Raw genomic sequence first — 21,888 nt, forward strand, 5'->3', positions numbered from 1 at the left:
TGGTTGGAAACGTCCTGTTTCCAACCCGACTCCGCTGCAGTCTTTTCGCGAAGATTGGTTTCCGCTTGCTTTGAAGGCGTTCCCTGTGTCTAGCAAAATCCTTGGGTCTCACTTATAAGTATATGTGTAGGCGTGCTTCTTGAGACTCTCCCCAGCCGGTCTCATCTGCGAAGCGAGTTGCGATTACGGTAAGCGAGGTTTTTACGGGAGCAGTCAGCAAACTTGGGCTGAACTACACCCCAGACTGCGGGACGGGTCACAGGGACGTGACCCGCCGCCTACAGAGCAGGAGCGATTTAGGCGGGCATCCCGCTACATGCAAAAAGCAGTTGAGCCCTTGGTTTGCTCTGCGACCGTAACCCCCGAGCGTCTGTAACGCAACTCCCTTGCACAATTTCTTGCGAAGCCCTACCCAGCAAGACCCACTCCCAGCCACCTTATCCTGCGAAGCGAGTTGCGATTACAGTAAGCGAGGTTTTTACGGGAGCAGTCAGCAAACTTGGGCTGAACTGCACCCCAGACTGCGGGACGGGTCACAGGGACGTGACCCGCCGCCTACAGAGCAGGAGCGATTTAGGCGGGCATCCCGCTACATGCAAAAAGCAGTTGAGCCCTTGGTTTGCTCTGCGACCGTAACCCCGAGCGTCTGTAACGCAACTCCCTTGCACAACTTCCAGCGAAGCCCTACCCAGCAAGACCCCACTCCCCAGCCACCTTATCCTGCGAAGCGAGTTGCGATTACAGTAAGCGAGGTTTTTACGGGAGCAGTCAGCAAACTTGGGCTAAACTGCACCCCAGACAGCAGGACGGGTCACACGGACGTGACCCGCGCCCTATTGAGCAGGAGCGATTTAGGGCGGCATCCCGCCACTTGCGGAAAGCAGCTTAGCCCTTAGTTTGCTCTGCGAACGTAATTACTGAGCGTCTGTAACGCAACTCTCTTGCACAACTTCCTGCGAAGCTCCTCTTGCACAAACTCTGCAAACCTGCCCAAAGCGACCCTACCGCGACTCCCGCGAAATATTCAAAAGCACCCCCACCCCCAGCATGGTAAAGACCAGGGACGTCCCTCCATAGCTCAGGAAGGGTAGGGTTATTCCCGTAACAGGAAGCACTCCGCTGACAACACCCATATTAATCATAGCCTGTATGCACACCATCCCCGTAAGCCCCACCGCCAGAAAGCCAGTGAAGGCATCCGGCGCCCCCATAGCCACTCGGAAGCCTCGCCAGGCCAGTAGAAAAAAAAGCAGAATCACGATGGTGGCTCCTACAAAGCCCAGTTCCTCCCCGATCATAGCGAAGATAAAATCCGTGTGATTCTCCGGGAGATAGAGAAATTTCTGCTTGCTTTGCCCAAGACCTAAGCCAAAAAGCCCACCCGGCCCCAGAGCGAGCAAGGCCTGAATCGTTTGATATCCCTTTCCCGAGGGGTCCACCCAAGGATCCAGAAAGGCGAAGATGCGATTCATCCGATAGGGTTCCGCTGCAATAGCGGCAACAACCAAACCCACACCAGAGCATCCTAAAGCAATAATATGGCTTGCTCTGGCACCTGCGGCAATGAGCATAAAGAAAGTCGTCCCGGCGATAACAAGGGTTGTTCCCAAATCAGGCTGGAGCATAATCAGCCCCGCTACAAGGCCTAAAAGCCCCAACACGGGAAGTAGACCACGCCGAAAGGACTTAATCTTATGAGGATCAATGGCTAATATGCTGGCCATGACCAAAACCATGGCCAGTTTAATCACTTCAGAAGGCTGAATGGATAAAGGTCCAAGACCAATCCAGCGGTCAGCACCATTTACTCTACGCCCGATCCCGGGAATTTTAACCATAATCAATAAGACAATGGCGATAAGAAGGGCAGGCTTTGCCCAGCGGCGCAAAAGGTTCAAATCCAGGTTCATGGCCAGAACCATCGCCACTAATCCGAAGACAACCCACATCACCTCCATTTTCAGAAAGTGATAGGGATCGTCATACATCACATATCCTTTAACGGCGCTGGAACTGTACACCATTACGATTCCTATCGTAAGGAGCGCCAGGATTGCTCCGAGTAAGACCAGATCAGGGCGACGGCGTCTTGGCATTGTCTAGTTCCCCCTTTGAAAATTTAAATGGGTTCCCTATAATGCCTACGCACTAACTCCTTAAAGAATTCCCCTCTTTCTTCATAACTCTTAAACATATCCCAACTTGTACAAGCCGGCGAGAGGAGAACCACATCCCCAGGCTCCCCTTCAGCAATAGCAAGCTCCACAGCCTCTTCAAAGGTCTTAGCCCGTATGTAATCCTGAATTCCTACATCTTTGGCCGCTTCCTCCATCTCTACCGCCGCCGATCCGACAAGTACAAGGCTTTTCACCTGTTTCTTAACCGTTCTCATAAAATCATGGAAATCCAGGCCTTTGTTTTTACCCCCGGCAATGAGAATGATCGGTTCCTCAAAGGCATATAAGGCCTTCTCCGCTGCGTCAGGATTGGTTCCTTTCGAGTCGTTAATAAAAAGTATCCCCTCATAGGTCCCTACCACTTCCTGGCGGTGCTCAACCCCTTTAAACTCCCGTAAACCTTCAGAGATTTCCTCCCAAGAAAGTCCCAGCTCCCTTACAGCAGCGATAGAAGCCATAATATTTTCCAAATTATGATTACCCCTTAACTGAAGTTCACCCCGACTGATGATGGGAGTGATTCCCCCCCCTTCGGCGAGAACGATCTCATCCCCTCGAACTCCATATCCCTCTTCCAAAAGGGAAGTGGGACTAAAGAAGACCACCCTGGCTTTTAAATGAGGAGCCAGTTCACGAACCTTGTCATCATCCCAATTTAAAATGGCACAATCTGATTGTCTCTGATTCTCAAATATCCGGGTTTTGGCTGCCAGATAATTCTCTAAGGTTCCATGGCGATCCAAATGGTCAGGGGTAACATTGAGGAGAATCCCCACGTTCATACGCAGACTGTCCACCAGTTCCAACTGAAAACTGGAAAGTTCAGCAACAATAATACCTTCCTCACCTAGTTCCTCTACCTGATCGCTTAAGGCAACACCGATATTGCCGGCGACCAGAGTGGGTTTTCCAGTCCGTTTGGCCAGTTCTCCAATCAATGTCGTGGTGGTGGTTTTCCCATTGGTTCCCGTCACCCCGATCTTGAAAGCCGGGTGATCCCTCAGGGCAAGCTCCACTTCACTCCAAATCAAAGCACCTTGAGCAATCCCTTCTTGAATAAAAGGAAGTTTTGGGGACACTCCTGGTGAGAGGACAATCACTTCAGCTTCTACTTCATGCCATTGAGGGATATGACCCAAAACAAGTTGTCCATCCTGCAAGCCCAATTCTGAGATGCCGCTGAGTTGGCCCGGCTCCTGTTGATCTGTTAAGGTGACTCGTGCGCCTAGGGCCTTCAGCCTTTTAACCGCCGCTAATCCACTTCTTCCAGCACCAACCACAAGTACTTTTTTTTCTTTCAAATTCATTCTTTCACCTTCTTGGAAAAGTCATAGGGATTATGCATCGCGGTATAATAGCCGGTGCTCCTAGAACATTCCAGCCATATAGGCTATTACCCCAAGGACACCGCAAAGAATAGAGGCCAGCCAAAAAACCATGACGACCTTCCGCTCACTCCAACCGCCCAGTTCAAAATGGTGATGCAATGGGCTCATGCGGAAGATTCGCTTACCCGTGGTCTGATAGGAAATGACCTGTAAGATCACGGAAATCGCCTCAACCACATAAACCCCGCCAATAACCAAGAGAATAAGCTCAGTCTTGGTTAGCACAGCTAATCCGACTAACGCTCCCCCCAAGGCCAAGGAGCCCGTATCACCCATAAAGACCCGGGCCGGATTTTTATTAAAACGAAGAAAGCCCAGACAACCCCCGACTACAGCTGCCGCAAAGACAGCAAGATCGGATTCATAGGCTAATATAGCCACTCTGCCCCCTTGGGAAGCTGCCAGCCAAGCGATACCGATATAGCTTAGCATACTGAATGTCGTAGCACCTGCCGCTAAACCGTCCAGTCCATCCGTCAGATTAACGGCATTGGTAATCCCCACGATAATGAAAGCGACAAAGGGATAGTATAACAAACCTAATTCCAAGTGAATCGAGGTAAAGGGAATAACAAGATCAGTCCCTCGCCCCAGGAAGCGATTGGCTGCCCAGGTCAAGAGAAAAGCCAAGGCGATTTGGCCAATTAACTTTTGGTATGCTCTCAGCCCTAAGGAGCGGTGCATCACCACTTTGATAAAATCATCGATAAAACCGATAAGACCATATCCCAGCATGGCACTAATCACCATGACCATTTCCAGAGACGTGGGTTTTTCCGCCATGACCAGAGCACTAACCACAATTCCCACTAAAAAGATAATGCCACCCATGGTGGGAGTTCCAGCCTTAGCTAAATGCCGCTTGGGGCCTTCCTCACGTATAGTTTGGCCAAATTTCAACACCCGTAAAACGGGAATCATCAATGGTCCAAGTATTAAAGTGATAATCAGCGCTAAAGCAGCAGCCAAAAATATGCGTTCTGACATGGATTAATTCCTTCCTTTACTCTTAACCTTTGCGAAGTGCCCTTGTCACTTCTTCCATTTTCATACCACGAGAGGCTTTGATTAAGACCCAAGTGCCTTGGTTTAAACCCGCAAGTATCTCTTGGGCTTTTTTTATAGCCCCCTCGCGGTCAGGAAAGGAATGAATCCTTTGGAGTGATAACCCCTTTTCCTGGGCTCCCCGGGCAATCTCCTCAGCAAGTATGCCAACGGTGATCAGTTCTGAGATTCCCAGGTCGGCTACCGCCTGCCCTACTTCATAATGCCCCTCCCGGCTGGCTTCCCCGAGTTCATACATCTCTCCTAATATAGCAAGAGTGGATACCCCTCCTCTTTCCCGTAATACTTCCAGGGATGCTTTCATGGATGTTGGATTAGCGTTATAGACATCACTGATTAAGGTGCTATTGCCTATTCCCGGATGAAGCTCCAGGCGCATCCTGGATAACTCCATGGCAGCCAGACCCTTGCACCCCTCTTGCAAGGGTACATTCAAGAGAACTCCTACACTAAGTGCTGACAAAGCATCCAGCACATTGTGCTCTCCCGGCAGAGGCAGATGAACTGTAACCGGTAAAGTGTCCAGCCTTTCCACAGCTTTCCCCGAACTCAAAGGGCTCCCTGAAGAAAAACTGTTCTTTTCAAGCTCTGCCTGGAAGCGGGTTCCGAGGGTGCCGAAGGGAGTAAGATCCGTTCCCCGCAGATCGGGTTTGTGGAATTTTCCTTCCAGGCCATAGAAGAAGGCCTGATGAGAGTCATGCTTGGCTAGTTTCACACTCCACTCATCTTCCCCGTTCAGGACAGCATTCCCTGTCTCAGGAAGGGCTTCGATTAACTCCCACTTAGCCCGTGCGATATTTTCTTGTGTGCCTAAAAGCTCCATATGGGTTGTGCCAATGTTGGTTATTACACCGATATCTGGATGGGCTATATCACATAAAAAAGCGATTTGCCCCAATCCACGCATGCCCATCTCTAAAATAAGAACTTCCGTATTCTCGGTCGCGTTCAAAATGGTCATAGGAAGACCCAATTCATTATTTTGATTTTCTAAATTTCTATGCACACAGTATTTTTCACCTAATACCGCCGCAACCATATCTTTTGTCGTGGTTTTTCCATTGCTCCCTGTGATGGCAACGACTTTTGCCCCCAGCTCCTTGCGCCAGGCCTGAGCCAAAGTTTGCATAGCGATAAGGCCGGACCCCACTTGGATAAGGGCTTTACCCTCAGGAACCCGGACTTCCTGGCGAAGCTGCAGCCGCTCTTTCTCGCCAATAACTACTGAGGCGCCTTTATCCCAGGCCCCCTCAATATAATCATGTCCATCCACCTTTTCCCCCAATAAGGCAAAGAAGATATTTCCTTCTCTAACCTCCCGGCTGTCGATCGCGCAGCCACGGGCCTGGACCCGGAAGTCGCCCAGCAATTCCCCTTGGAGCAAATCCGCAATCCTTTGGCTATCCCACATAACCGAGCCTCCTTAAGGCTTCCCGAGCTACTTCCCGATCATCGAAGGGGAACACGTCTTTGCCGATGATCTGATAATCTTCATGACCTTTTCCGGCAATCAGCACTGTATCCCCTTCCTTGGCAAGAAGGCAGGCGCATTCGATCGCCTCCCGGCGGTTCACATTAGCGGTATAATCGATCCCTTCAATCCCTTCTAAAATGTCCCGGATAATCTGCCGGGGATCCTCGGTACGGGGATTATCTGAAGTTACAATCACATGGTCGCTGAGCTCCTCGGCAATGGCTCCCATCTGAGGCCGTTTGCCTTTATCCCGATCCCCGCCGCAGCCAAATACTGTAATCAGGCGTCCCTGAGTAAACTCCTGAGCTGTCTTACAGACATTCTCCAGCCCATCCGGAGTATGGGCATAATCGACAATGACTTGAAAAGGCTGCCCCATCCGCACGCTTTCAAAGCGTCCTGGGACTCCAAGGACCGATGCCAGGGCTTCGCGAACCTGTTGGGGACTTCTTCCGCTCTCCACTCCCCAGGCAAAAGCCGCCAGAGCATTGTAAACACTGAACATTCCAGGAGTTGAGTACTCCACCTGCACCGATTGTCCCTTAAAACGAACCGTGAATTTCACCCCATCGGCAGTCAACTGGATGTCCTCCGCCCGATAATCCAAATGTTCGGCTTTGACCCCATAGGTCACCACAGGAGCGGCAGAAAGCCGGATTAAGGTCGACCCAGCCGGGTCATCCCCGTTGATAACCCCCACCTTAGGCTCTTTGGCCCCTGTAAGGCCGCTGAAAAGTATGGCCTTAGCCTGAAGGTACTCCTCCATTGTTTTATGATAATCCAAATGATCTTGTGTCAAATTGCTGAAAATACCTGCGTCAAATTCACATCCTTTAACCCGTCCTAAGACTAAGGCATGGGAAGAGACTTCCATGACGGCATATTGAACCCCTTCGTCCACCATTTCCCTCAGAAGCTTCTGGAGATCAATAGCCTCCGGGGTGGTCCGGCTTCCCGGCAGCTCTCTTCCCGCGATGCGGGCTCCTAAAGTACCGATTAAGCCCACCTTTTTTCCTTCCCTTGCGGCAATATGCTCCACAAGATGTGTGATTGTTGTTTTTCCGTTAGTACCTGTTACCCCCACCACTTCCAGTTTGCCGGCAGGGTGATCATAAAGATTGGCTGCGAGATACCCCATCACCTCCCGCACATTGTTTACTTGGAGTTGAGGAATATCAAGAGGGAGAATCCGTTCCACCAGTAAAGCGACTGCTCCTTTGGCAATGGCTTGGACCGCAAAATCATGGCCGTCAACATTCATTCCGGGTACACAAGCATAGAGGTCTCCGGGTTGAACCTGGCGTGAATCCATAACCATTCCCTGGATCAGGGTTTCTTGATCTCCAACAGTATTCGTGATTTCAATTCCGGGTATAATTTCTGAGAGTCTTTTGCGAACAGACTTCACCCTCATCACTACCTTTCAACTCTATTATAGACAGTTAAAATCTATTGCAATCATTCGATCAAGGGCTGCCGCCAGGGCATTTGCAGCATGGCTTCTATGTCAATATCCACTTCTTCTTCCACAGCCCACCAGTTTCCTGAAGTAGGAGCTCCCGCCTCTGAGCCAAGATAAAGCAGCACAGAAGAGCCTTCTTCCACTTTAGAATCCCCATGAGGAATTTGATCCAGAACAACCTGCCCACTGCCTTCCGTTAGGACGGTAAAGCCGGCTTGCCTCAGGGATTTCTCGGCCTCGGCAAGGGGCAGCCCAAGAACAGAAGGAACCGTTACCGCTTTTTTTACGGGTGGTATCTGCATATCCAAGCGGGGTTTACCCAGAGTCAAGGGGGCTTTCAGATCCATTTCCACCCCTAAATATTTTAAAGAATCCTGCAGCACTCCTCTTACCGGCGGAGCCGCAACAGATCCCCCGTAAAAGGGGACACCATCGATGACGCACAGGATGGCCAGCTTGGGATTATCAGCCGGGGCAAAGGCCATAAAGGAAGCAATATACTCCCCTTGTATGTACGCTCCATTGGCGACTTTTTGGGCGGTTCCGGTCTTACCTGCTACCCGATATCCGGGCAAAAAGGCCCGATACCCTGTGCCGTTGGTGACCACGGACTCCAGCATCTGCCGGGCAGTTTTCGAGGTATTCTCACTAATAACACGTCGTACTTCCTGAGGTTCAAAGGACTCCACCACTTTCCCGGTAGGCCCGACGATCTCTTTAACCAGTTGAGGCTTCATTAGCGTCCCGCCATTAGCCACTGCGGAAACCGCTGTAAGCAGCTGAATGGCCGTTACATTATTGGTTTGCCCAATGGACATAGTGGCAAGATCCAAAGCAGTGGCTCTCTTTTTACCGGCTAAAATGCCCACCGCCTCACCGGACATTTCGATTCCCGTTTTCTTTCCAAAGCCGAAGTTATACAGATATTCATAGAATTTATCCATACCTAAACGCTGACCCATGGCGACAAACCCTGGGTTGCAGGAATTTTCAACCACCTGAGTGAAGGTCTGGCTGCCATGACCTCCACGCTTCCAGCAATGAACGGTCTTACCCAGGATGGTCACTCCTCCCGGATCGAAAAACCCTTCCTGGGGATGGATCTTTTTTTCCTCAAGGGCAGCTGCCAAAGTGATGATCTTAAAAGTAGACCCTGGTTCATAGCCATTTTGAATAGCAATATTGCGCCGAGTACTCTGGTCATAGTTATTGTAATAATTAGGATCATAGGTAGGCGCGGAGGCAAGTGCCAGGACTTGCCCGGTATTGGGATCCATAACCAGGATGGAGGCGCTCTTGGGGACTTGGCCATTCATATTATCCCCTTGGCCGGACATCAGCTTCTGGAGTTCACGCTCCGCAAAGGCCTGAATATTTTTATCGATTGTCAGGCGTACCGTATTTCCATTCTTAGGGGAAACATACATCTGATTAGCAAAGGGCAAGGGAATACCATTGGCAGCAAACTCTGTCAACACTGCACCCGGGACTCCGTTCAACTCAGAATCCCTAGTCAACTCTATTCCTTCTAACCCCTGGTTGTCAATCCCCGCAAACCCAATAATATGGGCAGCTAAAGTGCCATTGGGGTAATAACGCACACTATCCTCAGTAATTCCAATCCCAGGCAGTTCTAAGGCCCGAACTTGAGCCGCCACCTCCGCCGTAACTCTCTTCTTAACATACTCCAAAGCAGAACGCTTGGTTATCCTTTCCAGCACCTGTTCTGGCTCCATTTCCAATAGACCGGATAAAGCACGAGCGATCTCTTCCCCTCTTCCTGAAGAGCGGACTTGGGCAGGAACAGCATACACGGTCTCAGTACTGACACTCATGGCCAGGACCTCTCCATTGCGATCTTCAACATTTCCCCGCTTGGCCGCTACAGGGACTCCCCGATAATGGCTTTCATCAGCCTTATCACTTAAAATTGCACCCTGAGCCAGCTGTACAAAAGCCAGTCGTACGATCAGCACTACCAAAAAGGCACTGACACAGAAAAAAAGAAAGGCGATACGTTTGCGCATGACAACATAAGGACTCATCGTCCCACCCCCTATTCTAGGGCGTCACCGCGAACTCTACCGCCTTTTATTATTTATCGTTGTGTGGAAGCAAAAAAGCTTGTAAATTTCTGCGAAATCTGTTCCAATGCGGAAGGTTCCTTAACGACCTCTTCCTCTTTGGCCGGTGTTGACTGGACGCCCATTTCAATCTTGGCGACAGGCAAGGTTCCAGCCACATAGACCGTTCCCGCAGGTTTTTCCATGCCCATGGCAAGTGCAGCACTTTCAATCCGGCTTACCGATCGCAATTTATCCACTTGGGCTTGCAGAAGATCATTGTTTGCCTTCAGGTCGGCAATCTCCTTCTGGGTCGCCCGGATTTGCGCTCCTTTGACCACCGTCAGATTAATGGTTTCCGCGGCAAAGACTGTCGATGCGGCAACCACTAAACTCAGGATAAGTACACTTTTCCAATGAGAACGAGGCTTTTTCCTATGGACAGGCTTTTTTGCTTTGCGGGGTTGTTTCTCTATGGGCTGCTCCCATTCAATTTTTTCCTGCGCTAATACCAAAGGTATTCCTCCTCCATTCTCTTTAGAATCAAAGTTTTTCCGCAATCCTTAGCTTGGCACTGCGTGCCCGAGGATTGGCATCAACCTCTTGGGGACTGGGCAGAATCGGTTTGCGATGGACTAAACGAGCCATCGCCTTAGCGCCGCATTGGCAAACCGGGAAGACCGGTGGGCAAGTGCAGCGGCCTAACCAGGAATTCATCTTTTCTTTGACGATCCGGTCCTCCAAAGAGTGGAAGGTTATGACTCCTACCCTTCCCCCAGGAGCCAGACAGCGTATCACTTGGTCCAGAGCTCTCTCCAAGACTCCCAGCTCATCGTTGACGGCTATGCGCAGGGCCTGAAAGGTTCTCTTAGCGGGATGAGGCCCCTCTCGGCGTGCCCCTGCCGGAATCGCCTTTTTGATAAGTTCCACTAATTCGCCCGTGGTTTCGATAGGTTTCTGTTTACGGGCCTCCACAATAAATTCAACAATGCGTTTGGACCATTTTTCCTCTCCGTATTTCCAGAGAATCTCAGCCAGTTCTTCAGCCTTCCCTTCATTGACCAGAACCTTCGCAGACAGTGGATTCTGAGGATTCATCCGCATATCCAATTCCGCATCCTGCATATAGCTGAACCCACGTTCAGCCTCATCCAGTTGGGGGGAAGATACTCCCAGATCAAAAAGAATGCCTTGAACAGGAAGAAGTTCCAGGGACTTAAGAGATTCCTCCAAACTCTCGAAATTGCGATTAACAAGGTGAACCCGAGGGTCTCCCTTAAATTCATCCTGAGCGTTTTTTATAGCTAAGGGATCCTGATCGAATCCCACCAGCTTTCCCTTTTCACTCAGCATCCCTAATAAGAAAGCACTATGCCCTGCTCCCCCTAAGGTGCAGTCCACATAGGTTCCCGAAGGATCCTTGACAACCCCGTCCACCGTTTCCTTGAGCAAAACTGTGACATGATGAAATTCCAAACTATTCGACCCCTTCTCTATATTCCCAGGTTCACCAAAGATTCTGCAGCACTGGCATAAGCATCTTCAGCCTGACGGGAATAGTCTGCCCAAAGGGCTTGACTCCAAATCTCCACACGAGAGGAGACTCCCACCAACACCGCATCCTTATCAAGTTGAGCATATTCCCGTAAGTTAGCCGGCAAAAGAATTCTCCCTTGCTTATCCAACTCACATTCAGTAGCCCCGGAAAAAAAGAAACGGACAAAAGCTCGTGCATCAGGTTGAGTAAAAGGTAAGGCCCGTAATTTCTCTTCGAGAATTTTCCATTCGTCTAATGGGTAGACAAAGAGACAGTGATCTAAGCCTTTGGTGGCGATAAATCGCTCCCCTAAGGCTTCCCGGAATTTTGCCGGTACAATCAGCCGGCCTTTTCCATCGATCGTATGGAGGTATTCCCCCATGAACATACTTTGTCACCCCACAAGCGCGTCACTTCGCCCCACTTCAACCCACTTTACCCCACTTATTCTCCATTTATAAGGATTTTCCTTCTTACTGCAAGAGCTTTTTTTGAGAAAATCGAAAATAGGGAAGAAAGTCCTATTGAAAACGAGAAAAGCTCTTATGCAAATTTCCAAACGTTTGGAAATTTGCATAAGAGCAGAGAAAACGAAAAGGGGGGACAAGTCCTATTATTCAAATTAACTTATTTGAATAACGGTACCTATCCCCTCTTTTCACAATAATTAAATTCCGGTAATTAAATTCTCGCTAAAAGCACAAAGTTAAGGACAAAGAGCAAAGTGGCGATCCACAATACCGGACTGATCTTTTTGGCTTCCCCTTTGAACACCTTGACGATGCAATAGAAAATAAAGCCTGCCGCAATACCATAGGAGATGCTGTAACAAAAAGCCATGAAGATACCGGCAAAGAAAACAGGAATGGCTTCGCTTAGATCTCCCCATTTAATCTCCTTAAAGGAAGAAAGCATCATGATACCAACGATGATCAAAGCGGGTGCCGTGGCCACACTGGGAACCGCGCTGACCACCGGTGCCAGGAAAGCACTTGCTGCAAAGAGAACAGCCACCACAATGCTGGTCAATCCGGTCCGTCCGCCGGCGCCGATACCGGCTGCGCTCTCCACATAAGTGGTTGTATTGGATGTCCCGAAGAGGGAACCTACCGAGGTAGCGATAGCGTCGGCAAAGAGGGCCTTGTCCATTTTGGAGCTGAAGCCTTTGCTGGTTTCCATGGCTTTCAGATCAGCTTCAGAGAAAATCCCTGAACTGCGGCCGGTTCCAATAAAGGTTCCAATCGTATCAAAAACATCGGATAAACTGAAGGCAAAAATAGTGACCAAAACGAGAGGAATCTTAGCGGGATCGCTGAAGAGGGAAACTAATCCCGGATTTCCAAAGGCTGCCATAAAGGTTTGAGGCAATTCAGCAAGGGCATCGCTGAAGCTCATGGAGGATCCCATATGAGTAATGCCTAAAGGAATACCTACCAAAGTGGTAGCAATAATACCAATCAAAATAGCGCCCTTAACATTGCGAACAAGCAAGATAACCGTAAGAACAAGTCCTAAGAGAGCCAGAAGTACGGAAGGAGAATTTAAAGTAACAAGAGCCGGAACGGCACTGGAGTTCGCGATCACAGTTCCGCCTTCACCCAATTGAATATAGTTTCCAGGGTCGGAGGTAAAAGAAAGCAAGCCGGCGTTCTTGATTCCAATATAAGCAATAAAAATACCAATACCGCCGCCGATAGCGTTTTGCAGACTTAAAGGAATGGAAGTAATAATTTTTTTCCGAATGCTTGTCACTGTAATTAAAATATTAATAAGACCGCATAAGAAAACCATAGCCAGTGCTTCTTGCCAAGTAAAACCAATACCAAAAACCACAGTAAAAACAAAGAAAGCGTTAAGACCCATACCAGGTGCTTGAGCGTAAGGGACATTAGCGAATAAGCCCATGACTAAAGTACCGATGACGGATGCAACAATTGTAGCCAGGAATACTGCGCCCCAAGGCATACCCGCTTGAGAGAGCATAGCCGGATTGACCATGATGATGTAGGCCATTGCGAAAAATGTAGTGATTCCGGCAACGATCTCCGTACGGACATTGGAGCCGCTTTCCTTAAGTTTGAAGAAATTTTCCACTCTGATTCCTCCTGTTTTAGTGTTATCTTTGCCATTTTTCGTCAAGAAAAGACTTCCAACAGCATTTAATTTGATGAATGTATTATACTTCAACCCCGAACATTAGTCCACAGTTTTTTTCTTTCGTTCGGATATTTCTCGATCCCTATTACTTAGAAAAATTAAAAGAGTATAGTCAGGGGGCTATGCCCACATCCTATACTCCTCAATCCGTATTTTGATCCGATACTTTTTGTATATGTGCTTTCTTAGGCTAAGTGAAGAGGCTTTTCCACGATCCCATGAGCGGCCTCCATAATTGCCTCCGGTAAGGTGGGATGAGCGTGGATGATCTTAGCCAAGTCTTCGGCCTTTATTTTTTTCTCCACTGCCAGAACGCATTCCTGAATCAGGCTGCTGGCCTGAGGCCCCATAATGCTGGCACCTAACACGATTCCATCTTCATCAGCCAACAGCTTCACTAGCCCCATTATTTCCCCAAGAGCTAAGGCCTTGCCATTGGCGCTGAAAGGAAATTTACTGACCTTATAGGGTTTTCCTGAGGCCTTTAAGGCTTGTTCCGTCTCACCTACGGTGGCAATCTCCGGATAGGTGAAGATGGCACTGGGTATTGTACGCCCTTCCATACTGGCCTGATGCCCCGCAATATGCTCAGCTGCTACCATACCCTGCATGGAGGCAACATGGGCAAGCATTGCTCCCCCCACCACATCTCCAAGCGCATACACCTTGGGAACTGAGGTTTGCATCTGGGAGTTAACTTTAATGGCTCCCCGGTCCAGTTCAAGTCCTAAGGCATCCGTATGGATGCCGCGCAGATTTGGCCTTCTGCCGGTGGCCAAGAGCACCTGCTGGGCCGGGAGTTCCTTCAATCCTTTTCCATCTTCTACCGTAACCACCAGACCGTCTTCTTTAGAATTGATCTCTCTTACAGAAGCTTTGGTCAGAATCTCCAGCCCACTTCTTTTTAGTAAGGGGGTTAAGCGTTTGGGTATTTCTTCATCAATATTCGGAAGAAGGGAAGGAAGCATTTCTACCACACTAACCTTAACTCCAAATTCATGGTAAATGGACGCAAATTCCAAACCGATGACACCACCACCAATGATGACCAGGCTATCCGGTAGATTTTCCTGTTCGAGAATTTCTTCGCTGGTTACCACCCCGGGAAGGTCCACCCCCGGTACGGGAATCCTTGCTGGAAGAGATCCCGTGGCCAAAACCAAATTCTCCACATGAAGTTCAATCTTTTCCGTTTCGGTAGTGACCTCAATTCGATGGGCTTCTCTTACTTCTCCCCAGCCCTTAAGTACTGTGATTTTTTTGGCCTTCATCAGCTGCTCTATCCCGCTTACTAAGGTATTGACCACTTGATTCTTTCTTGCCGCAATTTGGGGGTAATGGATTCCTCTATCCCCAAGATTAATACCAAATTCTTCAGCATGTTTTATTTCCCGCCAGAGTTCCGCACTTTTAACTAGGGTCTTGGTGGGGATGCACCCTTTGTTCAAACAGGTTCCCCCAAGACGTTCTCCTTCAACTAAAACGACGGATAAGCCAAGCTGGGCAGCGCGTAAGGCACAGACATAACCCCCGGGGCCTCCGCCTAAGATGCCAACCTGATAGTGTTGCATTTATTCTTCCTCCCTATACCTTAAAACGGACGACCTGTTCCCTGAGTTCCATAGCCATACTTACCAAACTTTGGGCAGCCCCGGCAATATTTTGCATACTAGCGGCAACCTCTGCGGAAGCCTGTTCGATCTCCTTGGTGGATGCTTCAGCCTCTGCCGCAATATGTTCCACTTGCTGGGATTGACTGGAAACCCCCTCCATATAGCTTAAGATTTGCTCACCGGAAACGGCAATTTCTGAAATATCACTGGACACCTGTTTGGTGGACTTCACAATAATTTCTAATGCCTGCCGGGCTTCTAAGGTCAGTTGTAATGAGTTTTCCACTTTCGAGTCGGCTAAATTCATCGCATCCACCGTGGCCGTAATGGTTTCCTGGATACCATTGGTGATCTCGGCTACCTCATCGGTAGAGACCGATACCCCTTCCGCTAACTTACGAATCTCATCCGCCACAACAGCAAAACCCCGGCCATGCTCACCGGCCCTGGCTGCTTCGATGGCGGCATTGAGTGCCAAAAGATTCGTCTGGCGCGCGATGGAGGCGATAGTCGCTGTAATAGACACGATTTGCTGGGATTGTTCATCCAATTTTTTAATACTCCCGGAAGCTTCATCCACCGTGGTATTGGTATCTTGCATAGCCTTAACAATCCCTGATAGACCTTCTAAGCCTTTTTCGGCATTTCCCTGGGAGATGCCCGCTTCCTGGGACACAGAATTGGCCCGCTCTGCAATAATCTGAATGGTATTCCTCAGACCCCTGAAGGAATCCATGGCCTGGGAGACAATCATGGTTTGCTGAGCCATTCCATTGGACATTCCCGCTATATGTAGGTTGACTTCTTCATTCTTAGCCGCTATCTCCTCTGAGTTTGCGGAAAGTTCATCGATAGCTTCAACCCATTCATTGGCCATGGTTCTGATCTTGTGAATAATCTCCCGGAAGTTCCTGGTCATGGTATTAAAGGCATTGGCCACTGCTGCCATGTCCACACTGGTAACCTGAATCTGGGTATTGAGTTCACCTTCTGCCACATGCAATATCCCAATTTCCATCTGCTGAATAGGCTTTAAAAAACGATTATAATTCCGAAAAGAGGCCGCCACAGCAATTCCCAGACCTGCTATCAGATACCCCCCAGAAACCACTAACATTTCAAACTGAGGTAATTTTAGAATAAATTGAATCACAGCTGCAATCAAGACGACCGAAGGAATCACAACCTTCAAGGTCTGCCCGATGTACTTAAAAAGACTAACCTGTTTCAAATCCTTGGAGCCATTCATCGCAAGGCTCATTTGAGATACCCCCCCTAGGTCTGTGATTTTATCCCAGACTTTTCTTATTCTTTTGTCTAAATGATTCTCGTTGAATTTTATTTTTCCTCCAATAGACTAAAATTTCTGAATATTTTTAGTTGCTATCCCAAACTTCCCTCAGTCTTTCCTACAAAAAGAACCTATTCTGTACAACACAAAATAGGCTCTCCTATTCCATCTAGACTAATCTATATTAATTTGATGCAATCGCTTGGTTTAACCTCTCTACCAATTCATCCGGTTTCTTTCCATGGGTGAGCGCCGCTCCTTCAATACTTTCCATCGTGGATGAAGGGCATCCTAAACAATGCATGCCTAATTCCAGAAAGGTCTGTACAGTCTGGGGATAGCTGCGTAAAACCTGACCCACTGTCATGTCCTTAGTGATCAATGCCAAAACCTCCTAGCTCCCTCTTACAATTCTCACTAAAATGGTCGGATTTATTATAACTTATTTTGCTGACTTGTTCAACTTTTTATGTCTGTGGTGTCTGTGGAAACCCATCTTGCGGAGCAGCCGGTCATGCCACTCAGACCCGAAAGGCAGCCCAAGGATTTTGCTTTAAGGCAGAGAACGAATTCTAAGCGAGCAGGTAAGCAATCTTCGCGAAAGACTGCAGCGGAGTCGGGTTGGAAACAGGACGTTTCCAACCGCCCATTGAGAACAAGTGCGAAAGCAGTGCTTTCGAGGAGCGATTTGGGTGGGCACCCGACAGAGCGGAGGTCTTGAGCGATTAGATTGCTCCGCGCAGCTTATGGAGTGAACGCCGAAAGCAAAATCCTGGAGAATCAGCTTTCGGCCCCCTTTCAGCTGCCAAACAAGATCAGCTTCAGCCAATGGGATTGCTGGACTATTTGTATAGCATAAAAGATATCTTCCCAGCGGAAAGCCGCTACCACACCAAATATCAAGAAAATGATACCCGGTACCCATAGAAAAGCGGCATAGCCACCGCCAATACGATGTACATCCCGGACTTTTAGAGGGAGGAAAAGAAGATTAAAACCCATATAGACTAAGATAGGTACGGCGCGGGGTATCCCCCAGGATTGCAATGCCCACAACACACCAACCGTCCAATTCCAGAAGTATCTTCTTTCCAGCCATGCTGCCAGACCTTTTGTATCAGGGGTTCCAGGCATGTGTGGTGCCACCACGCCCACTTGAAGCAAACGCAATAAAGTAAACAAACTGCCCATAATCAACCAGATCAACCAAGGGGATTGAAGCTTTATTCCTTCCCATAAAGGCCATTGATTGGGAATCCATTGAGCCCAGGGCGCCTTAGTGTTAAAAAGAAGGGCTGTCAGTATACCGGCCAGGGTCATTTGCCGGGTCACCATAGCAAAGCCTTGCCAGAACCATGCCTTACGCAAGGCTCGTTTGGGCTTTTTATTATGGAGCTCTTTGTAACGCCAATTCACCGCTGCCAAATTTGACCATGCTACGATGACCAAAAGGACAGCCCAAATAATACTGACCCACTTTTCTTCCGGCCATAATCCCTCTCGAAGCTCTTGGACCTCCTTGGGTTGCTCGATTTCTCCCCAAGGTCCAACAATCGAGTCTCCATCTGTCAAATTCAAATTGAATGCGGGTATTGGAGCAGTTATGGACCGCACTTCCTCCTCATAGGCCCTTACCAAGGACTGGGAATTATATTCCAAGCCAATTCCGGAAGTATAAGCCCACACTGATGGGTGAAGGCTGGATACTTTTGTCCATTCCTCCCACACCTTAGGCTCGGGAAGGCGCTGAGCTGGGACCATGGCACTGCCGGGCAACTCTACCCACAGTCCTATCCCTGCCCGATCTGCCTCCTGCAGCCAATACTCATCCGGACGATGTCCGAGAAAATAGATGAGATTATAGCCTTGGGTCTTACATTCGTTTAGCCAGTCCGCAACATCGCCGCGATTTCTCAGTTCATATTCCTTTTCCGGAGACAGGGCCAACCCTTTGATGGGCAGCTCCTTCCCATTTAAAAGAAATAGTCCTTCCCGATACTCCAAGGAGGCAAGACCTAAAGCAAAGGCAATATCGTCACGATCCCCTTTCGTGTTGCTAACGGTCAAATACACTTGGTATAGATAAGGGTCTTCCGGAGTCCAGGGATGCCCATCAGGAACCTGAAAGGTAAGGCTCACAGGCTGTACAGAGCTTTCATCGGAATGAACTTGAGTTATGGCTTGAGCAATCTCTGCAGAGCCATCTGAAATCACACCCTGAACAGTCCATGGTCCATATTCGGAGAACCCATGATGACTCAGCTGAAAATCTACTTGAACCTGAGCAATATGCTCCTCCCAAGTCACTTGAGTACGGGGGTTTTCAATACTGGTCTCCATGACTGCCTGTAAAGAAATACCCCCTGTAATCCTGCCTTTGTCCGGATAGCCGGATCCCAAAAAAGTGGTTTTCTGAGAAGAAGGTGCCGTAAGCTCAAGCAGCAGCAGATTATCTTGGCCATAGTTTAACGCTGTAATGGGAATTTGGAGTCGCCCACTCCCGCCCTCGCTGACTACACTGCCAATTCGCTGGCTGCTTTCCATCCCGTTAAGATAAACATCACAATGGCCATATACCCCATTGATCTGGAGTATAAGACTTCGGGCATTCCACTCAGCCGGAATTTTAAAGTTTTTCAGCGCAACCTCAAATTCCTTGCTTGAAGGAAGATAACCATATCCCCCACCCGTGATGGGCGAGTCGATCCCCTTCCCTTCCTGCTCCGTCTCTGTCATCCAGGCTTGACGCAAGGAAGGATACATCTTCCACTGCCCCCCTAGGTCCATTTCCCATCGTCCGACACTAGCTAAGGAAGAGGAGGATTTCAGGAAAACCCCGGGGGTAGAATTCCAATTCCAAATCAATAGCCCCAGAGCTATAGCAAAAGTCAAAACCAATAAGTAAAGACGTCTATTAAACATAGTCGGTGTGAACCTTTCATTTTGTTCGTTTTTAATTTCTAGGCAATCTGTTAAATTCCTTCAAAGAATCGTTATTAAGAAAAATCTGTAAAATAAAAAAAGCCCGATCAATGACCAGACTTTAATTAATACCTTCTCTTAATTCATCTTTTTTACGTCGCGTACTGCACATTCGGGACATACCCCATAGAACTCCAGACGGTGTCCATGGACTTGGAAGCCTGTATGGGATTCTACTTCTCTCTCCAACTCCAGCAGGGGGCGATGGAAATCGACAATTTTCCCACACTCAGTACACGCCACATGATAGTGATTGCTAGGATTCCCATCAAAACGGCTTGACATATCTCCGTAGGAAAGCTCCAAGATATGCCCATGTTCTTTCAGCATGTTTAAGGTATTATATATGGTTCCCAAGCTTACACCGGGAAATTTCGCCTTGACATGATGATAGATCTCCTCAGCTGTCGGATGAGTATCCGTACCCAAAAGAAACTCTAAAATAGCTTGACGCTGGGGCGTAAAACGTACCCCTTTGTCCTTTAGCTGCTTAAGAATTTCGATGGCAGTCATAAACTCATCTCCTTGCATTTTAAAATGATTATTACTTTCAGTCTAGTAAAAAAAATAGAGACTGTCAATACAAAAAACGAAATATTTGATTAAAATAGGACTTTAGTCCTATTAAGTTGTTTGGTACATACAACAGGATGGAATGCTGTTTTGATTTTTTGTCTTAGCAAAGGGATAAAGGGAGTATCTTGAACCAAGATTATTTCTGTGTATACATGATCGTGTCTTCATTGGGCTTTAGAAAGCCAATTAAAAAGGGAGTCTTTTGGGACTCCCTTTTTTAGAACATGAGTTAAGCTGGATTTGGAGCGCCAGTTGGGCAAACTCCAGCACAAGAACCACAATCAGTGCAAGTATCGGCATCAATGACGTAAAGATCATCTCCGGCACTGATAGCACCTACCGGACATTCTGCCTCACAAGCTCCACAGCTGATGCACTCAGAATTAATTACATATGCCATTGTATACAACCCCTTTCTCCCCATTCTCAATTGTCACTATAACATAAAGAAAGAAAGTTAGGCAATATGTAATTTAATATTTTGTCCAGCACAAGAAGAACATATTCTTTTTCTAATATCCCAAACAATCAGAATCTTACAGATCCCGATCCGGCCGATAAGGAACCTGATACAGTCTCCTCATGCACTGGGCACAATAGGGCAGCATCCGATTGCTGACATGATTTCTCCGAAAAAGTACTCTGTCCAAATCTTCATGTTCAAATCCGCAGGAACGACATTTTTCTAACACCCTGACTAACCTCCTAGTTTGTGAGCTTATGAACGATGTGTTTATACCTATAGTATGCCTCACAAATCCAGTCTTTAAACAAACCCCGGCGATTTCTTCAGGATATCCTGCAAATGACCTAAAGTATTACATTCAAACATTTGGCAATAGGGTCGGAAAAGCTCTATGGTTTTGACATCTTTCCACCGTTTCTCAGGTAAGGTGTTCAACCAGATGATTTCCCTAACCTTGCCGCGGGTCTTCTTCAAATTTAAAGCAGCCTTCTCCCCCTCGAGAGTCTGAGCATCACTGAGGATAAAGAGAACGGTTCGGCGGTTAAGGGAACTCCCATAATGCTCGTGAAGTTCCTCCAGGGACACTGCAAAATTAGTACCCCCGCCAAATTCCCCCACCAGGTCCGTCATTGAAGTATTAAGCATCCCTTGAAAGGTTTGGGCACCTCTTAGTTTGGAAGTAATATTAACTAAATGATTGGCAAAGACATAGGTCTCAATTCCAGAAACTAAGCTGGTTAAGCCATAGACAAATTGCAAAATAAACTCCGTGTATTTCAGCATGGATCCCGACATATCACAAACCAGCACAAATTTAGGCTTTCCTTTGCGCCGTTTACGATAACTTTGCTTTAATAATACTCCTCCGTAACGCAGGTTTTCCCGAACGGTGCGCCGCATATCCAGGCTTCCTCGTTTTCCCTGTCCCAGTCTGCGGGAGACCTGGGAAGCAAGCCTGCGGGATAGGCGCCGAATTAGTTTACTGACCTCTGGCCATTCCTCAGGGGGTATATCCTTCAAGTCCTTGGTCAGGTAATGCATCTCCTTTTGGCGCATGGCCCGCTGGGCTTCGCTCAATAATCCTTCCTGCCCCGGAGGTGACATCGGAAAATCTTCCCCCAGCTTGCGCTTCCAGTATTCCAGGGAGCCGTGGAGCATTTTTTCCACCATGGGTTGAAAAGAGTGATCCAGCTGCATCCCATTTCTCGTGCCCTCTTCCGAACGTTCAAGAAACTGCTTCAGCCGCTCTTTTTCCTCTTCCGGAAGATTCATATACGTTGCCAGCTGTTCATCGGAAAACTTCAGCTCTTCCCCCTGGAAACGCAATTCTTCCCGACTCTGAGCCACTCCTTTTTCCCAACTCTCCACCTTCTCTTGAGCTTCCTTTTGCCAGGTCGACTTAGCCTCAGGTGGCGCAAAAAACACGCGGAAGACCTCATGGAACCAAGGAAGCTGATTCACAGACTTTACTAAAGTGCTCTGCAAAATCCCCTCCACCCGGGACTTATCTTCCATCCCGATGAGAGTTAATCCTTGCAATGCATCCTGAACCTCAGTGAGATTGACCGAGATGCCCCCTTCACGAAGAAGACCAATAAACTCCAGCAGATGACGATCCAGTTCGCTTCGTTGCACTC

Annotated in this window: 18 protein-coding genes; all 18 read right to left on the minus strand. The window is 48.3% G+C overall.

Going from position 1 to position 21,888, the window contains the following annotated elements; genetic code table 11:
- Positions 1-1,001: 1,001 nt before the first annotated feature.
- The 18 genes from spoVE to DESPCE1_RS0116950 all read right to left on the minus strand — a co-directional run bounded on the left by spoVE (position 1,002) and on the right by DESPCE1_RS0116950 (position 21,886).
- Entirely contained in the window at positions 1,002-2,096 is a 1,095-nt protein-coding gene (gene spoVE, locus DESPCE1_RS0116870) for a stage V sporulation protein E (RefSeq protein ID WP_014795208.1), read from the minus strand.
- 23 nt (positions 2,097-2,119) lie between these two features.
- On the minus strand, positions 2,120-3,484 hold the full coding sequence (gene murD, locus DESPCE1_RS0116875) for a UDP-N-acetylmuramoyl-L-alanine--D-glutamate ligase (protein ID WP_014795209.1): 1,365 nt from the start codon (positions 3,482-3,484) through the stop codon (positions 2,120-2,122).
- A 60-nt stretch (positions 3,485-3,544) separates the two neighbouring features.
- On the minus strand, positions 3,545-4,552 hold the full coding sequence (mraY, locus tag DESPCE1_RS0116880; protein WP_014795210.1) for a phospho-N-acetylmuramoyl-pentapeptide-transferase: 1,008 nt from the start codon (positions 4,550-4,552) through the stop codon (positions 3,545-3,547).
- Positions 4,553-4,574: 22 nt separating this feature from the next.
- A complete protein-coding gene (gene murF, locus DESPCE1_RS0116885) occupies positions 4,575-6,041 on the minus strand; it encodes a UDP-N-acetylmuramoyl-tripeptide--D-alanyl-D-alanine ligase (protein ID WP_014795211.1) in 1,467 nt (488 codons plus the stop codon).
- Positions 6,031-7,518, minus strand: a complete 1,488-nt coding sequence (locus DESPCE1_RS0116890) for a UDP-N-acetylmuramoyl-L-alanyl-D-glutamate--2,6-diaminopimelate ligase (RefSeq protein WP_028305612.1) — start codon at positions 7,516-7,518, stop codon at positions 6,031-6,033. The genes murF and DESPCE1_RS0116890 overlap by 11 nt, the downstream gene beginning before the upstream one ends.
- 44 nt (positions 7,519-7,562) lie before the next feature.
- Entirely contained in the window at positions 7,563-9,611 is a 2,049-nt protein-coding gene (locus DESPCE1_RS0116895) for a stage V sporulation protein D (protein ID WP_014795213.1), read from the minus strand.
- A 53-nt stretch (positions 9,612-9,664) separates the two neighbouring features.
- Entirely contained in the window at positions 9,665-10,144 is a 480-nt protein-coding gene (locus tag DESPCE1_RS0116900; RefSeq protein ID WP_014795214.1) for a septum formation initiator, read from the minus strand.
- A 28-nt stretch (positions 10,145-10,172) separates the two neighbouring features.
- Positions 10,173-11,105, minus strand: a complete 933-nt coding sequence (gene rsmH, locus DESPCE1_RS0116905) for a 16S rRNA (cytosine(1402)-N(4))-methyltransferase RsmH (RefSeq protein ID WP_019851106.1) — start codon at positions 11,103-11,105, stop codon at positions 10,173-10,175.
- 17 nt (positions 11,106-11,122) lie between these two features.
- Entirely contained in the window at positions 11,123-11,554 is a 432-nt protein-coding gene (gene mraZ, locus DESPCE1_RS0116910; RefSeq protein WP_019851107.1) for a division/cell wall cluster transcriptional repressor MraZ, read from the minus strand.
- Between the two features lie 293 nt (positions 11,555-11,847).
- Complete coding sequence (locus DESPCE1_RS0116915; RefSeq protein WP_014795217.1) at positions 11,848-13,260, minus strand: NCS2 family permease; 1,413 nt, start codon at positions 13,258-13,260, stop codon at positions 11,848-11,850.
- Between the two features lie 248 nt (positions 13,261-13,508).
- Positions 13,509-14,894, minus strand: coding sequence for a dihydrolipoyl dehydrogenase (gene lpdA / locus DESPCE1_RS0116920; RefSeq protein ID WP_019851108.1), 1,386 nt, complete (start codon positions 14,892-14,894; stop codon positions 13,509-13,511).
- Between the two features lie 13 nt (positions 14,895-14,907).
- Positions 14,908-16,197 (minus strand): methyl-accepting chemotaxis protein, encoded by a 1,290-nt coding sequence (locus DESPCE1_RS0116925; RefSeq protein WP_014795219.1) that lies wholly within the window; start codon positions 16,195-16,197, stop codon positions 14,908-14,910.
- Between the two features lie 214 nt (positions 16,198-16,411).
- Positions 16,412-16,609 carry a DUF1858 domain-containing protein gene (locus DESPCE1_RS0116930; protein WP_014795220.1) on the minus strand — a complete coding sequence of 66 codons (198 nt, stop codon included), beginning with the start codon at positions 16,607-16,609 and terminating at the stop codon, positions 16,412-16,414.
- 416 nt (positions 16,610-17,025) lie between these two features.
- A complete protein-coding gene (locus DESPCE1_RS0116935; RefSeq protein WP_028305613.1) occupies positions 17,026-19,149 on the minus strand; it encodes a beta-galactosidase in 2,124 nt (707 codons plus the stop codon).
- A 138-nt stretch (positions 19,150-19,287) separates the two neighbouring features.
- Positions 19,288-19,722, minus strand: coding sequence for a Fur family transcriptional regulator (locus DESPCE1_RS0116940; protein WP_014795222.1), 435 nt, complete (start codon positions 19,720-19,722; stop codon positions 19,288-19,290).
- Positions 19,723-20,014: 292 nt separating this feature from the next.
- Positions 20,015-20,185: a DUF362 domain-containing protein gene (locus DESPCE1_RS22750; protein ID WP_005809805.1), complete on the minus strand. Its 171-nt coding sequence runs from the start codon at positions 20,183-20,185 to the stop codon at positions 20,015-20,017.
- Positions 20,186-20,321: 136 nt separating this feature from the next.
- Positions 20,322-20,477 carry a hypothetical protein gene (locus DESPCE1_RS23420; protein WP_005809802.1) on the minus strand — a complete coding sequence of 52 codons (156 nt, stop codon included), beginning with the start codon at positions 20,475-20,477 and terminating at the stop codon, positions 20,322-20,324.
- Between the two features lie 74 nt (positions 20,478-20,551).
- Positions 20,552-21,886 carry a VWA domain-containing protein gene (locus DESPCE1_RS0116950; protein WP_014795223.1) on the minus strand — a complete coding sequence of 445 codons (1,335 nt, stop codon included), beginning with the start codon at positions 21,884-21,886 and terminating at the stop codon, positions 20,552-20,554.
- Positions 21,887-21,888: the final 2 nt, after the last annotated feature.

It is taken from the genome of Desulfitobacterium sp. PCE1 (assembly GCF_000384015.1).
In the GTDB taxonomy this organism is placed as follows: Bacteria; Bacillota; Desulfitobacteriia; order Desulfitobacteriales; family Desulfitobacteriaceae; genus Desulfitobacterium; species Desulfitobacterium dehalogenans.

What these genes read in the sequence shown, in the direction of transcription:
- spoVE (WP_014795208.1), bottom strand. Translation starts at nt 2,096, where the DNA reads ATGCCAAGACGCCGTCGCCCTGATCTGGTCTTACTCGGAGCAATCCTG.
- murD (WP_014795209.1), bottom strand. Translation starts at nt 3,484, where the DNA reads ATGAATTTGAAAGAAAAAAAAGTACTTGTGGTTGGTGCTGGAAGAAGT.
- mraY (WP_014795210.1), bottom strand. Translation starts at nt 4,552, where the DNA reads ATGTCAGAACGCATATTTTTGGCTGCTGCTTTAGCGCTGATTATCACT.
- murF (WP_014795211.1), bottom strand. Translation starts at nt 6,041, where the DNA reads ATGTGGGATAGCCAAAGGATTGCGGATTTGCTCCAAGGGGAATTGCTG.
- DESPCE1_RS0116890 (WP_028305612.1), bottom strand. Translation starts at nt 7,518, where the DNA reads ATGAGGGTGAAGTCTGTTCGCAAAAGACTCTCAGAAATTATACCCGGA.
- DESPCE1_RS0116895 (WP_014795213.1), bottom strand. Translation starts at nt 9,611, where the DNA reads ATGAGTCCTTATGTTGTCATGCGCAAACGTATCGCCTTTCTTTTTTTC.
- mraZ (WP_019851107.1), bottom strand. Translation starts at nt 11,554, where the DNA reads ATGTTCATGGGGGAATACCTCCATACGATCGATGGAAAAGGCCGGCTG.
- lpdA (WP_019851108.1), bottom strand. Translation starts at nt 14,894, where the DNA reads ATGCAACACTATCAGGTTGGCATCTTAGGCGGAGGCCCCGGGGGTTAT.
- DESPCE1_RS0116925 (WP_014795219.1), bottom strand. Translation starts at nt 16,197, where the DNA reads ATGAGCCTTGCGATGAATGGCTCCAAGGATTTGAAACAGGTTAGTCTT.
- DESPCE1_RS0116935 (WP_028305613.1), bottom strand. Translation starts at nt 19,149, where the DNA reads ATGTTTAATAGACGTCTTTACTTATTGGTTTTGACTTTTGCTATAGCT.
- DESPCE1_RS0116940 (WP_014795222.1), bottom strand. Translation starts at nt 19,722, where the DNA reads ATGACTGCCATCGAAATTCTTAAGCAGCTAAAGGACAAAGGGGTACGT.
- DESPCE1_RS22750 (WP_005809805.1), bottom strand. Translation starts at nt 20,185, where the DNA reads ATGGCATATGTAATTAATTCTGAGTGCATCAGCTGTGGAGCTTGTGAG.